This is a genomic window from Tomitella biformata AHU 1821, assembly GCF_000524475.1.
Lineage (GTDB): Bacteria > Actinomycetota > Actinomycetes > Mycobacteriales > Mycobacteriaceae > Tomitella > Tomitella biformata.
Map to the genome: position 1 here is coordinate 1 of NZ_BAVQ01000015.1, position 14124 is coordinate 14124.

Here is a 14124-nt window from a genome sequence, read left to right on the forward strand (position 1 = left end):
GACGATGATGCGGATGATCTGGCCGATCGCCTCGCGGCGGTCTCGTTGGCGCAGGGCGAGTCCGAGCATGGCGATGTGATTGCGGGTGTGCGGCCACGGGTAGGGCTGGGAGATGATGTGGGCGCGTTCGAGGTGATGCCACCGTTCGCCGGCCTCACCGGCATCTCGGGCGGCAGCCATCTCCGAGGCGTAGGCATCGCGCAGCTTCCCAGGCATTCCGCTCATGACATGGGCTCCTTTCTGATGGTGGCGGTGTCGAGAAATAGCGCGCAGATCACGAGCAGAACGCCGCCGGTGATGTAGACGTCGGCGAGATTGAAGGTGGGCCACCAACCGGTGTGGAAATAGTCGGTGACCGTGCCGTCGAGGATCCGGTCGATGACGTTGGCGGCGGCGCCGGCGACGGTCATGGCGAGGCCGATGCTCTGGAGCCTCGGGCTGCCGGGTGCGGTGCGCCAGGCAAACACGCCGATCCCGGCGGTCACTGCGGCGGTCACCGCGACGATCACGGCGGTGGGGAGCTGCGCGCCGAGACTGAACGCGACCCCGCTGTTATAGACCAGCCGCAGGTCCAGCACCCCAAGGCCCATGGTTCCCCCTCCCGCGAGGCCGGCGCGGGCCACCGGATCGACGATCAGCGCTACCGCGGCCAAGAGGCCGGCGGCGACCAGGATGGCGCGGCGGCTCGTGCGCGGCCGCGCGGGGCTCTCGGCAGACGTCATGACCGGGATCCACCAGCCGGTTCAAGAACCCGGGGTGTCGGCATGGCCGCGAGTCCTCGTGCGCGGCCCGCCCGGACGCCGTTGGCGATCACGACGATCTCGGCGACCTCATGGACGAGGACCACCGCCGCCAGGCCCAGAATCCCGAATAACGCGAGTGGCATCAGCACCGTGATGATCGCCAGGGACAGCCCGACGTTCTGCAGCATGATCCTTCTCGCACGACGGGCATGATCGAGCGCTTGGGGCAGGTGGCGCAGATCCTCGCCCATCAACGCGACGTCCGCAGTCTCGATCGCGACGTCCGCGCCCATCGCGCCCATCGCGATCCCCAGATCGGCGGTGGCCAGGGCCGGGGCGTCGTTGACGCCGTCCCCGACCATCGCCGTCGGCCGGTCAGCGCGCAGCGCAGCGATGATGCGGGCCTTGTCCTCAGGGCGTAGGTCGGCGTGCACCTCGTCGATGCCGACCTCGGTGGCCAGGGCGCGGGCGGTCCGCTCGTTGTCGCCGGTGAGCATCGCGACGGTATACCCGCCGTGGCGCAGCCCGGCCACGACCTCGCGGGCCTCCGGGCGCAGCTCATCGCGCACCGCGACCGCCCCGATCAGGACGCCGCCGCGTTCGATCAGCACCGCGGTGGCGCCGGCGTGCTGCATGCGCTCGATAGCCCCGGCCAACGGGCCGGGGTCGATCCACCCGGGCCGGCCCAACCGGGCCGAGACACCGTCGATAGCGCCGGTCAGGCCGGCTCCGACGACAGCGTCGACATTCTCCGCCGGCACGACGGTGTCGACGGCGTCGAGGATCGCCCGGGCGAGCGGATGCTCGCTGCGGGCTTCCAGCGCGGCGGCGACTGCCAGGACCTCGGCCTCGGTGACGCCGTCGACGGCGTCGACCTCGATGACCTCGGGCCGGTTGCGGGTCAGGGTGCCGGTCTTGTCCACCGCGACACCGCGGATCCGGCCGAGGGCCTCCAGCGCGGCACCGCCCTTGATCAGGACGCCGAACTTGCTGGCGGCGCCGATCGCGGCGACCACCGTCACCGGGATAGCGATTGCCAACGCGCACGGGGAGGCGGCGACCAGCACGACCAGCGCCCGCTCGATCCAGACAAGTGGGTCGCCGAGCACGCTGCCGACGGCGGCTATGACCGCGGCGGCGATCATCACGCCCGGGACCAGCGGTTTCGCGATCTTGTCGGCCAGGCGCTGTGCCTCGCCCTTGCGGGACTGCTCGGCCTCGACGATCCGGACGATCTTGGCCAGGGAGTTGTCCTCGGCCCCTGCGGTGACCTCGACCTCAAGGGCCCCGGTGCCGTTGATCGACCCGGCGAACACCTCATCCCCCGGCCCCGCCTCGACCGGCATCGACTCGCCGGTGATCGCCGAGGTGTCCAGCGCGGTGCGCCCGCCGCGGATGATTCCATCGGTGGCGAGCCGCTCGCCGGGCTTAACGATCATCGTCTCACCGAGCCGCAGCTCGGCCGGGGCGACTGTGTGCTCGCGGCCGCCCCGGCGCACAGTGGCGGTGTCCGGGACGAGGGAGAGCAGGGCACGTAGGCCGCGGCGGGTGCGGGCGACGGCGTATTCCTCGAGGCCCTCGCTGATGGTGAATAAGAACGCGAGCATCGCGGCCTCGCCGACCGCGCCGAGCAGCACCGCGCCGACGGCGGCGATCGTCATCAGGGTGCCGACGCCGATCTTGCCCTTGGCCAGGCGTGTGAGTGTCGAGGGGATAAAGGTGTAGCCGGCGACGATCAACGCCGCCCATTCAAGGACGAGTGTGAGCGCATCCAGGCCGCCGGTCCAGCCGATGGCCAGCCCGGCGACCAGCAGCGCTCCGGCGATTGCGGCGGCCCGAATCTCGGTGACCTGCCACAATTTCCCCTGCTCATCCGTCGCATCGCCGCCGGGGCGAGGCTCGTCAGAGCCGCAGCAGGCGTCGCTCATGACCGTTCCCCCGTGTCCATGCCGTAGTTCGGGCACAACGCGACCGCGTTGCCCGTCGCCGCCAGCAGCGTCTCCGCGGCGGCAAGCAGGTCCATCAGCTCCGGGCGGACGAGGGAGTAAAACACCTGCCGACCCTCCGGCCGACCTTCGACGAGGTGGCAGTCCCGTAGGCACGCCACATGCGCCGACACCGTGGACTGGGCCAGGCCAAGCTCACCTACCAGGTCCGCCACCCGGGCCTCCCCGTCCGCAAGGCGGCGCACGATCGCGAGCCGTGTGCCGTCGGAGAGGCTGTGGAACAGCGCCACCGCGGCATCGAGCCCGGTCCCCGCGCATACAGCTGCCTGGCAACCACTCACATCATCTATCGTCATAAGACGATGATAGTCATAATTAGCGATGATATGACAGGGCGGTCTGCCTCTCCATCGACGACGGGCGTGTGGCCGGCTTCAAACGATCCACGCGCACAGCCAGAATGGGCGCTCGGCAACCCTGTGGGTGATGCAGCCAATCAGCGATATGAATATCAGCACCAACGCGGTGCTCATGCCCGTCAGCGAGCGCCACGGGTTGCGTACCGCTCCCGTCGTGAAGACCATTGTGGGATCTTCCGTGCTGCTTATATCGGCAGCACTGTGTCGGAGATGAAGGCGATGCGGACCCAGTCGACGAATAGGCCCCACATGCCGGTGACGAGGGCGATACCGACGAGGACGAGCATGACGCCGCCGACGATCTGGATGGTCCGAGAGTGTGTGCGCAGGAAGCCGACGCCCTGCAGCGCACGGGCCGAGCCCAGCGCCAGAATGATGAACGGCAGACCCAGCCCCAGGCAGTACGCGAAGATCAGGAGGACTCCGCGCGCCGCGGTCGTGCCCTCGGTCCCCGCGGCGACGGAGACGACGCCGGTCAGTGTGGGCCCCAGGCAGGGGGTCCAGCCGAGGCCGAACACGGCGCCCAGCACCGGGGCTCCCGCGAGGGATGTGAAGCGGGTCGGGGCCATCCGGGTGTCCCGCTGGAGCATGGGGAAAAAGCCGATGAACACCAGGCCCATGACCATGGTGATCACGCCGCCGATGCGCTCGAGCAGTTCACGGTTCAGTGTCAGAGAGGTGATGGCCCCGAACATCGTGGCAGTGGCCAGGACGAAGACGACGGTGAAGCCGGCGATAAACAGCGTCGCAGCGCCGGCGACTCGCCAGCGGCCAGCCCGCTGGACCTGTTTGGCCTCTTCCACCGTGACGGCGGGAGCGTCTGCGCCCACCACGCTGGCCAGGTAGGACATGTAGCCGGGCACCAGCGGCACCACGCATGGCGAGGCGAAGGACACCAGGCCCGCGACGACACAAGCGAGCACCGCGAGCAGCAGCGGACCGCTGATCGCGGCCGATTGGAAGGCGTCGCCGATGCCTTCGGCAAGGATGAGATCAGTCACTGTGTTTCTGCTTCTCTACTTCTCGACGGGGATCGGCTCAGGTGGTGGCGGGTCCATGGCCAACGCTCGGTCTAGACAGGAAAATTGGGCACGAGGCAGGGGCACGTGCGCCCCAGTAGCGGGACTCAGCCCAGCGTGTACAGCGTCTTCGCAGTCGCGGCGTACGCGGTGTTGAAGTCGACGGCGAGCACCGCCTCCACCGGCCCCACAACGTCGCGTTGCTCCCACGTCTCGCCGGTCTTGCTGCGCCAGGCCACGCCGCTGGTGTCGATGCCCCACAGCGATCCGTCCGCGGCGGCGGAGATACGCACCAGGACCGGGGCGCCGGGCACGGCGGCGAAGGTGAGTCCAGCGTCGGCACTGTGCTGCAAGCCGTCGGCGGTCGCCGCCCAGACACCGCCGTCTGTGGCGGCGAGGGCAGCCGCGCCCATCGCAGCCCCGGGCGTCCATGTGGTGCCGGCGTCGGCGGACACAATGAGGCCGGTGACGCCGTCGAAGCCGATCAGCAGTTCACCGTCGGTGGCCAGGGCGTGGAAGTCGACCTCCCCGAGCAGCGATCGCGTTTCCCAGGTGCGCCCGCCGTCGGTGCTCGCGGTCAGCCCCAGCGGGTTCGGGGCAGTGCTGGAGGCCCCGGGATGGCCCGACGCGAAAAGGTCGTTGGTGCCCGGCACCCCGGCCAGGCCCATGAAGTCGTCGTCCGAGTCGCCAATCTTCGTTGTGCGCCCGGACATCTCGACCTCGAACATCCCGGTATGAGTGCCGGCGAGCACCGTGCCGTCCGCGTCGAGGTGCAGCCCGTGCAAGTGATCGAGCGGCGGGTCCAAGGCCACCTGCGCCGACGCAGAATGCGCCGACGCGGATCCCGGCCCGGCCTCCTCCGGAGGGGCATCCTGCGCCGACGCGCAGCTTGCGAGCACGACCGCGGCGAGCGGGATTGCCAGGGCCGCCAGGGCGCGGGGACGCAGTCGAGACATGCGTGATCCGAACATGATTTGTTGTTCTCGTTTCTACAGATCCGGGGAAGTGTCAGGTGCGGGCGAGCCGGGCAGGGTCGAGGTCCAAGCGGCGCAGCAGTTGCGCGTTCAGGGCCACGACGATGGTCGAGACCGACATGAGCACCGCGGCCGCGGCCGGGGGCAGCACCACCCCGGCGAATGCGAGGACGCCGGCGGCGAGCGGCACGGCGACGACGTTGTAGCCCGCCGCCCACACCAGGTTCTGCCACATCTTCCGGTAGCTGGCATGGGAGAGCACGAAGATGGAGAGCACCGCGCGCGGGTCGTTCGCCGCGAGCACCACCCCGGCGGACTCGATGGCCACATCGGTACCGGCGCCGATGGCGACGCCGACGTCGGCGCGGGCCAGCGCGGGCGCGTCGTTCACGCCGTCGCCCACCATCGCCACCCGGTGCCCGCGGGCTTGCAGCTCGGCGACCTTCGCGTCCTTGTCCTCGGGGAGCACCTGCGCGAACACCTCGTCGATGCCCAGGTCCGCGGCGACGGCGTCGGCGACCTGCTGGGCGTCGCCGGTGATCATCGCGACCTTCACCCCGCGGGCGTGCAGGGCGTCGATGGCCTGGCGGGATTCCTCGCGGACGGCGTCTTCGAGGGCCACCGCGCCGAGCACCCTCTGGCCCCGGACAACGTGCAGCACTGAGGCGCCGCGCGCCACCCAGGCGTCGGTGACCGCGGCGACGTCGCCGGGCGCGGCCAGTCCGAGGTCCGCGAGCATCGCCGGGCCGCCGACGGAGACGGTGTCGCCGTCGATGGTGGCGCGGACGCCGCGTCCGGGCACCGATCGGAAGTCCGTCGCGGCCGGGTGCCCGCCGGCGGGCACCCGGTCCTTCGCTGCAGCCACGATGGCCCGGGCGACGGGATGCTCGCTGTCCGCCTCGACGGCCGCGGCCAGCGCCAGCAGCTGCTGATCGCCGACCCCTGCGGTGGCGGCGACGCCCGTGACCTGGTGCTGGCCCTCGGTAAGGGTGCCGGTCTTGTCGAAGAGCACCACGTCCACGGTGCGCATCCGCTCGAGCGCGAGCCGGTCCTTGACCAGCACTCCGGCCTTGGCGGCGCGTTCGGTGGAGATGGCGATGACCAGCGGGATCGCCAGGCCCAACGCATGCGGGCAGGCGATGACGAGGACGGTGACGGTGCGGACGACGGCCTCGTCGACGTTGCCGATTAGCGACCACACCACGAACGTGGCGATGCCTGCGATCGTCGCGAAGTAGAACAGGAACGCGGCGGCCTTGTCGGCGAGGGCTTGGGCGCGCGAGGACGAGGCCTGCGCGTCGGCGACCATCCGCTGGATCCCTGCCAGCGCGGTGTCCGCGCCGACCGCGGTGACCCGCACGCGAAGAGCGCTGTCGGTGGCGACGGTGCCCGCGACGATGGTGTCCCCCGGCACCCGGATCACCGGTGCGGATTCGCCGGTGATCATCGACTCGTCCACCTCGGCGCGGCCCTCGGTGACGGCGCCGTCGGCGGGCACCCGGGCGCCGGCGCGCACGAGCACCAGGTCACCGCGGGCGAGATCGGAGATCGGGACCTCGCGGACACCGTCCGCGGTGATCAGCTCGGCGGTGTCCGGGAGCATCGCCGCCAGCGCGTCGAGGGCGCCGGACGCCGAGCCCAGCGCCCGCATCTCCAGCCAGTGCCCCAGCAGCATGATCACGATCAGCAGCGCCAGTTCCCACCAGAAGTCGAGGTTGAACCCGCCGATCTCGAGAGTGGTGATCCACGAGGCGACGAACGCGACGGTGATGGCCATGGCGATGAGCAGCATCATCCCGGGCTGGCGGGTCCGGGCCTCGTGCCAGCCGCCGGTGAGGAACGGCAGGCCGCCGTAGAGGTAGATGCCCGTGCCGATGATCGGGGCTATCCACATCGAGCCGGCGAACTCGGGCATGGTGTAGCCGAGCAGGTCGGCGATCATGTGGCTGAACACCACGACCGGCACGGTCAGGGCCAGGCAGACCCAGAAGCGGCGGCGGAACATCTCGCCGTGCGCACCGTGCCCGGCATGCTTGTCATGTCCTCCGTGCCCGGCGTGGGGCGCGGTGTCGTGCCCAGCGTGCTCGGGATGACTGTGCTCGGCCAGACCCGAGGGAAGATGGGTGTGTCCGTGCTCGGGGCTGGCCATGGGCGAGTCTCCTGATGGTCGGGTGGGAACTAGCCTTTTACAGCGTGGTCAGCAGTTGCCGCATGACGTCGATCTCCTGCTTCTGCGTGTCGATGATGACCTGCGCCATCTCAAGGGCGTCGGGGAATTGGCCGTCGGCCAGCTCGTCCTCGGCCATGGTGATCGCGCCCTCGTGGTGGCCGATCATCTGCGTGAGGAACAGCTTCGACGCATCATTGCCCTGGGCGTCGGTCAGATCCTGCAGGTCCTGCTCGCTGAGCATGCCCTCCATTGTGCTCATGTCGTGGCCCATGCCGGGCATCTCCAGAGGCTCGCCCCACTGCCCGAGCCAGCCGGTCAGCTGCGCCAGCTCCGGCCCCTGGGCGGCCTTGATCTCCTCGGCGAGTGCCACCATCGGCTCGGAGATGCCGCCGGAGGCCAGCAGGATGTCGCTCATCTCTACAGCCTGGGCGTGGTGCGGGATCATCATCTGCGCGAACATCACGTCCGCATCGTTGTGCGCCTCCGCAGCCGCGGACGTCTCCGCGGCGCTTGCGCTGGTCGTCGTAGTGGCAGTCGCGTCCGTGGTGGTGGAGCCGCCGCTGCCGCAGGCGGTCAGGACCAGACCAAGGGCGATAGCGGCGGCGCCGGCGGCGAGAGTCTTCTTGCTCATGTCACGGTGTCCTTTGTTCGGGGTGCGGAGGGGGGCATCGGGGCCGGGCTCGGCGGCATGGTCCGCGCCACGGAAGAGGGTGGTGATCAGGCAGATCACCAACGCCCACAATGCGAGCACGATGGCGATCGCTGACCATCCGATCCAGCTCATCGCGCCCCTGCCCGTCATGTCCTGCTTCTCCCGCCGCTGTGTCCCGCACAGCCTGATACGTGGACCCCGTGATTCGGGTGTGTGTTTCATGAAGGTTTGGTAAAGAAGGGCGACCGGGACTACGCGGCCGGGCGGTGCTGGCGATGATGGAGCCATGGCCACCCACCCCGACACCGTCGCCACGACCAACCCCACAGCCTCAGAGACGCGCCTGCCCACCGGGCTGCGGGCGATGGTCGTCGAGGACGAGGCGTCGCTGGCAGTACTCATCTCCTCATATTTGGAGCGCGACGGATTCGAGGTGGCCATCACCGGCGACGGGCACGACGCGCTGGACCTCGCGCGGCAATTCGACCCCGACATCGTGGTCCTCGACCTGGGCCTACCCGGTCTAGACGGCGTCGAGGTCTGCCGGCAGCTGCGCACGTTCTCCGACGCGTACGTCGTGATGCTCACCGCCCGCGCCGAGGAGATCGACACCGTCATCGGGCTCTCCGTCGGCGCCGACGACTACCAGACAAAGCCATTCAGCCCCCGCGAGCTGATGGCCCGCATCCAGGCCATGATGCGCCGCCCCCGCGCGCGGGCCGCCGTCTCACCGGGCGCAGACCCATCAGAGGGGTCACGCCAGCGTGAGGTCCGCGCCATCGGGGGCCTGTCCATCGACATTGACGCCCGCGAAGTGGCCGTCGACGATGCCCCTGTGTCGTTGACCCGCACGGAGTTCGACGTGCTGGCGGCGTTGTCGAAGGACCCCGGCTTCGTGCTCTCCCGCGCCCAGCTGATCGCCGCGGTGTGGGGGCCGTCGTGGGTGAGCGACGAGCACCTGGTGGATGTGCACATCGGCCACCTACGCCGCAAGCTCGGCGACGACGCCACCCTCGGCCGTTACGTACGCACCGTCCGCGGCGTCGGCTACCGAATGGGCACGGGCCAGAGGGGAACGGCGCAGTGACCCCGCCCGGCAAGCTCGCCGCGACCAGCTTCGGCACCCGGCTTCTCGTCGCGGTGACTGCGGTGGTCGTCGGCTGCGCCGTCAGCGCATGGCTGGTCGCGGCCGCCGTCGCGCCCGGCATCTTCCACGACCACCTCGGCCGGGCCGGCATCGACCAGCACTCCGGCGAGGCCGCCCATGTCGAGGAGGCCTACACCTGGTCGATGATCCTGACCTGGTCGATCGCGCTGGCGGTCGCGGTGCTGCTTGCCCTGGTCGTCAGCTGGGTCATCGCGCGCCGGGTCCAACGCTCTATCGCCGCTGTGACCGCGTCCGCGGCGCAGATCACGGGCGGGCGCTACGGGGTCCGCGTCGCCGGCCCCGGTCTGGGCCGCGAGTTCGACCAGCTCACCGCAGCCTTCAACGAGCTCGCCCACCGGCTCGAGGAGACCGAGGGCACCCGCAGGCAGATGCTCTCCGACCTCGCCCATGAAATGCGCACGCCCCTGGCCACCCTCGACTCGTACCTCGAGGCCCTCGAAGACGGCGTCCGCGAGCTCGACGCCGACACGATGGAGATCTTGCGCCTGAGCACCCATCGCCTGGGCCGCCTGGCCCGCGACATCACCGCGGTCTCCCGCGCGGAGGAGGGCCGCGACCGTATCGCTGCGGTCTCCATCCCGGCGGCCGAGCTGATCGACACCGCGATCCGCAGTGTCCAGGAGCGCTACGACGACAAGGCCGTCGCACTGAGCGGGCACGCGCGGGGCGCGGCAATAGTATTCGTGGACCCCGACCGGATGGGCCAGGTACTCGGAAACCTGCTGGACAACGCCCTGCGCCACACGCCCACCGGCGGCGCGGTCACGGTCACCGGCCGCATGGCGGACTCCCACCACGTGGAGATCATCGTCGCTGACAACGGCGAGGGGATCGCTCCGGATCATCTCGAGCATCTGTTTGACCGGTTCTACCGGGCCGACGCCGCTCGCGATCGCCGGCACGGCGGCAGCGGGATCGGGCTGACGATCACCCGCGCACTGGTGGAGGCGCACGGGGGCACAGTCTCCGCCTACAGCGACGGGCCGAGCCGCGGCGCGGCGTTCACCGTGCGACTGCCTGCGATTGAATAGCCCAGAGCCCCCGAGCCTCTAAAAGGCGGGCGCACCGGACACCGTCACCGTCGGCGATATCCGGTGGCCTTTGTCCCCGTTAGGCTGGTCTGGGCTATTCAGCTGACCGGACCACTATTCAAATTCGTTGCGCCACGGGTGACATGCGCGAGGCCGGTCCAGACTGGGCGGGCGGCCACCGCCACCAGGAGGACGGGCGAGGTGGGCTTGGCCTTCGGCACTGCAACCAGCTGTCGGTAACGCACCGGATCGTGGCCGACGGCGAGTTCTGATATGTATTGAGTGGGCCTTCACAAACACCTCCGGAGGTGCAAGTAAGGGAATGTACGAAGTTCCCCACTTCGCCGAGGCCCTGGGACGTTGACGCGCCCCGCCTCGCGCACCACCGGAGGTGTTTTCCGTATCTATCATCACCATCGCTCCAGTCACACCGTCCACCATCGCATGCGCCAAAAACTACAAAAATTCATGATACTTCTGCAAAAGTTACACTCCTGTTGTTAGTATTGCAGCATGAGCGCGAGTTTTTCAGCACTAGACCTGGCAGGACTCGCTGCCGGGCAATGGGGCCTGTTCACCACCGCCCAGGCCCGGACCGTCGGCGTCTCGCCTCAGCAGCTCGCCCGGCTCGCCGAGCGCGGCATCGTCGAGCGGCTTCGCCACGGCGCCTACCGCATCAGCGGCGCCCCCATCTCGCGCGAGGAGCAGCTTCGGGCGGCGTGGCTGATGATCGAGCCCGCAGCCACCGCGGATGACCAGCTCAACCAGCAGCAACCGGCGGTTGTCTCTCATCGGTCCGCGGCGAAGCTTCATGGTCTCGGAGACGCTGATGCCGATGTCATGGAATTCATCGTTGCCCGCCGCAAGCAGTCCCGCCTCACCGATGTCCGGTACCGCGTCGCGGCCCTCGCACCGGAAAGGTGGACGCTGATCGACGGGCTGCCGGTCACCACGGTGCTCTCGACGGTCGAGGATCTCGCCGCGGATCACCTCGACGGCGGACACCTGGCTGGCATTGTCCGCGACGCGGTCATCACCTGCCGTCTCGACCCCGACGACGCCGCAGCTGCCCTTCGCCCCTACGCGCACACCTACGGCGCCCCGTTGGGTGATGGCTCAGGTCTACTGGATCGTTTCCTCGCCGAGGCCGGCGTCCCCGAGTCCACGCGGCGGCTGAGCCAGCGGCTGACGGTGAACCGCGATGCCGCCATCGCCGCAGCACACGATGCCCTGGCCGAGGCCATGCGACGATCTCGCGGGATCAACGCCTAGCTCCGCCCAGCAGGGCAGACTGGAAGCAGCACCGGAAAGAGGCCAGATGACTAAGAAGATTGACCCTGAACTGGCGGCTCGGCTGCGTGAGGAGTCCGAGGACAGCAAGAAAGATCCGTATCCCTCCGGGGTGGCGGGCAGCCGTCCGAACCGGCAGCCCTCCCTGGCCGAGGAACAGGAACAAGCCAGGATCGGCGGCGACGCCAACCACATCCCGCCGTCGACCGCAGATACGCGAGAGCGCCCCGATCAGGACTAGAAACGAGGGAAGCCGCCGTTCCCTTCCGGGCGACGGCGGTTTCAACAAACCCGGACCAGGCCGGGAATACGTCAGTAACTCTACCGTGAGCACGTGTCCAATTCACTCGACGGACACCGCGACGCGAGCTCCGGCAACGGCCCACGGGTCGTCGCGCCCGATTGGGATGTTGGTGGCCGCCAGTCGACCTGGCCGGCGCCGGGGCGATGTATGACTGTTTATGAGCAGATATGAGTGATTCACTCATAGATGCCCTGACATCCCCCCGGATGAAGGCCCCGACCCCGACTCCCCAGTCGGGAGCCACCGCACTCTCTACGCGACAACGGCCCTCCCCAAGGCTGCCCCGCCGACAGCAACCAAACATCACATGGCGAAATAATTACACCCAGGATGGTATTATTGCGCCATGGTTAGCGATAGCCCCGCCGATAGTGTGGTGGGTCTTGCCTCGGAGCAATGGGGTCTGGTCACCAGCCGCCAGGCCCGCGCCGCCGCATCGGTGACCCCCCAGCAGCTCAAACGCATGGCTGACGCGGGCTATCTGGAGCGGCTACACCACGGCATCTACCGTCTCGCCCGCTTCCCCCACGACGAGCACCAGAACGAGCGGGTCGCGTGGCTGGCCCTGGACCCAGCACGGGTGATGTGGGAACGCCTCGACGAAGATGTGCCCACCGGCGTGCTCTCGCACCGCACCGCCGCACACCTGCACCAGCTCGGTGATCTCGACGCCGACGTCGTCGAGATCACCGCACTCCGTCGGCACCGCCTGTCCATCCCCGACGTCGCCATCTACCGCGGCCCGCTCGCCCGCGATAATTGGCAGGTCATCGACGGACTGCCCGTGACCACCCCTGTGCGCACCATCGCCGACCTCGCCGCCGCCGGCACCGACTCCGGACACCTCGCCGCAGTCGTCCGCGACACGCTGGCCCGCGACCTCGCCACCATCGAGGACACCACCGCGGCTCTCGCACCGCACGCGTTCGCCTATGGCCACCGCGCTCTCGACGGGCCAGGCTTCCTGGACTCGCTCATCCAGGAGGCAGGCGTGCCGGCCACCACCCTGGCCCTGGCCGATATCACTCGCCGACTCTCCGCCGCGGTCTCCCCCGTCCGCCCAGATCTCCTCCGCGCTATCTCGGCCGATCTCGCGGCGCAGCACTTCGAGGAACTCACCGCCGAGCTCGCCCGCCTGGCCTCGCCCACGATGGACGATATCGCCGATTCTGCCTCTGCCACCGGCGCTCTCACCCAGGCACTGTCCTCGGCAACAGGGCTGAAGGAGATCGCCCGCGTCCTGCGCGAGCTTCCGCAGCCGAACTCTCTCAACACCTTCCTCGCTGCGGCCCGCACGGACCCAGCTGGCCTTGAGGCCCTCCTGAATGCGGCCCCTCTATCGAAAGGCCACCAGCAGTGAGCACTCCCGCGCGTTCGCCAGCCGCTGTCCGGGCAAGCCTGACCGACCGACTCGGCGCACGTGCGAAAGCCACCGGGCAGAGCGTCAACCTCGTGCGCCGCCAGTTCGTGATGAGCCGTTTCCTCACGCGCGTTTTCGACGCAGACCCGGATCTGTGGATCCTCAAGGGCGGGATCGGCATGATGGTCCGACTCCCCCAGTCCCGCTACAGCAAAGACATCGACCTGCTGATCGCAAACGACACCGCTGATCCCATCGAGGAGCTGCGACGCACCGTGCGCGATCACCACCTCGACCACTTCCGCTTCGAAGTCGGCCCACCCCGCCCCCTCGCCGATCAAAAAGGCTCCAAAGTCACGGTCATCGCCCTGCTCGGCGGCCGCACATTCGACACGTTCTCCATCGACATCGTCGATAGTCGGCGCGAGCTCGTCGGGCAGGTCGAGCGCCACCCGATCCCCCGGCTGGTCGACACCGACGACTTCACCCCTGAGACCAGCGTGTTGCTCTATCCCCTGGCGGATCAGATCGCCGACAAGCTGTGCGCGATGTACGAGGTCCATGGGGCGGCCAGTACCGCGTCGGGTCGCTACCGCGACCTCGTCGACCTTCTCCTGATCGCCATGTTCTTGCCCATCGACCTCGCCACCACCGCCCAAGCCGTCGAGCGTGAACGCACTGTCCGCGGAATCCCCGCACTGCCCACCACCCTCGTCTCCCCCGGCCCGAGTTGGACCACCCACTGGTCGGCGAACGCCAAGAAAAGCCCACTCACCAGCGAACACCACGACCTCGACACCGCTCTCGCCGTGGCGGGGAACTGCTACAACCACATCCTCGCTGCACTGCCCACAGCACAGCGAAACGCTGAGTGGGACCATCAGCGCCGCACCTGGATGCAGGACAGGCCGAGTGCTGACGTCCGCACGGCGGATCCCGCCACATAGAAAAGGCGAAAGCCCCGGGTCCGCGAGCGGAGTACCGAGGCTTCCAGATCGTGGCCTAAGCAACATGACAACGTCATCGGTCCGCAAAGGCTTACATCCAG

15 protein-coding genes are annotated in these 14124 nt (G+C 68.8%); 6 read left to right on the forward strand and 9 right to left on the reverse strand.

Annotation, left to right across the window (positions count from 1 at the left end; all coding sequences use genetic code 11):
• From TBIF_RS07200 to TBIF_RS07240, 9 genes are all read right to left on the reverse strand, one after another.
• Nucleotides 1–225 (reverse strand): DUF3703 domain-containing protein (locus TBIF_RS07200; RefSeq protein ID WP_024794193.1); only part of this gene is annotated, 225 nt, incomplete at its 3' end.
• Nucleotides 222–722 carry a signal peptidase II gene (gene lspA / locus TBIF_RS07205; protein WP_024794159.1) on the reverse strand — a complete coding sequence of 167 codons (501 nt, stop codon included), beginning with the start codon at nt 720–722 and terminating at the stop codon, nt 222–224. The genes lspA and TBIF_RS07200, both read right to left, overlap by 4 nt.
• Nucleotides 719–2671 carry a heavy metal translocating P-type ATPase gene (locus tag TBIF_RS07210; RefSeq protein WP_024794160.1) on the reverse strand — a complete coding sequence of 651 codons (1953 nt, stop codon included), beginning with the start codon at nt 2669–2671 and terminating at the stop codon, nt 719–721. Before TBIF_RS07210 ends, lspA begins: the two co-directional genes overlap by 4 nt.
• Nucleotides 2668–3045, reverse strand: a complete 378-nt coding sequence (locus TBIF_RS07215; RefSeq protein ID WP_024794161.1) for an ArsR/SmtB family transcription factor — start codon at nt 3043–3045, stop codon at nt 2668–2670. The genes TBIF_RS07210 and TBIF_RS07215 overlap by 4 nt, the downstream gene beginning before the upstream one ends.
• Before the next feature lie 78 nt (nt 3046–3123).
• Nucleotides 3124–3273: a hypothetical protein gene (locus TBIF_RS25645; protein ID WP_158506324.1), complete on the reverse strand. Its 150-nt coding sequence runs from the start codon at nt 3271–3273 to the stop codon at nt 3124–3126.
• A gap of 20 nt (nt 3274–3293) precedes the next feature.
• The gene (locus tag TBIF_RS07225) at nt 3294–4109 is read right to left on the reverse strand and encodes a cytochrome c biogenesis CcdA family protein (protein ID WP_024794162.1); all 816 of its coding nucleotides are present in this window, start codon (nt 4107–4109) and stop codon (nt 3294–3296) included.
• A gap of 125 nt (nt 4110–4234) precedes the next feature.
• The gene (locus TBIF_RS07230; protein WP_038170264.1) at nt 4235–5083 is read right to left on the reverse strand and encodes a F510_1955 family glycosylhydrolase; all 849 of its coding nucleotides are present in this window, start codon (nt 5081–5083) and stop codon (nt 4235–4237) included.
• 52 nt (nt 5084–5135) lie between these two features.
• Nucleotides 5136–7250, reverse strand: a complete 2115-nt coding sequence (locus TBIF_RS07235) for a heavy metal translocating P-type ATPase (RefSeq protein ID WP_024794164.1) — start codon at nt 7248–7250, stop codon at nt 5136–5138.
• 37 nt (nt 7251–7287) lie between these two features.
• On the reverse strand, nt 7288–8055 hold the full coding sequence (locus tag TBIF_RS07240) for a DUF305 domain-containing protein (RefSeq protein WP_307810597.1): 768 nt from the start codon (nt 8053–8055) through the stop codon (nt 7288–7290).
• 232 nt (nt 8056–8287) lie between these two features.
• Here TBIF_RS07240 and TBIF_RS07245 point away from each other — a divergent pair, with 232 nt between their 5' ends.
• From TBIF_RS07245 to TBIF_RS07270, 6 genes are all read left to right on the forward strand, one after another.
• Entirely contained in the window at nt 8288–9010 is a 723-nt protein-coding gene (locus tag TBIF_RS07245) for a response regulator (RefSeq protein ID WP_038170268.1), read from the forward strand.
• On the forward strand, nt 9007–10122 hold the full coding sequence (locus TBIF_RS07250) for a sensor histidine kinase (protein ID WP_024794167.1): 1116 nt from the start codon (nt 9007–9009) through the stop codon (nt 10120–10122). The genes TBIF_RS07245 and TBIF_RS07250 overlap by 4 nt, the downstream gene beginning before the upstream one ends.
• 513 nt (nt 10123–10635) lie before the next feature.
• On the forward strand, nt 10636–11394 hold the full coding sequence (locus tag TBIF_RS07255) for a type IV toxin-antitoxin system AbiEi family antitoxin domain-containing protein (protein ID WP_024794168.1): 759 nt from the start codon (nt 10636–10638) through the stop codon (nt 11392–11394).
• A gap of 46 nt (nt 11395–11440) precedes the next feature.
• Nucleotides 11441–11653, forward strand: a complete 213-nt coding sequence (locus TBIF_RS07260) for a hypothetical protein (protein ID WP_024794169.1) — start codon at nt 11441–11443, stop codon at nt 11651–11653.
• Between the two features lie 409 nt (nt 11654–12062).
• Complete coding sequence (locus TBIF_RS23145) at nt 12063–13076, forward strand: type IV toxin-antitoxin system AbiEi family antitoxin domain-containing protein (protein ID WP_024794170.1); 1014 nt, start codon at nt 12063–12065, stop codon at nt 13074–13076.
• Nucleotides 13073–14023, forward strand: coding sequence for a nucleotidyl transferase AbiEii/AbiGii toxin family protein (locus tag TBIF_RS07270; RefSeq protein WP_024794171.1), 951 nt, complete (start codon nt 13073–13075; stop codon nt 14021–14023). The genes TBIF_RS23145 and TBIF_RS07270 overlap by 4 nt, the downstream gene beginning before the upstream one ends.
• Nucleotides 14024–14124 lie beyond the last annotated feature (101 nt).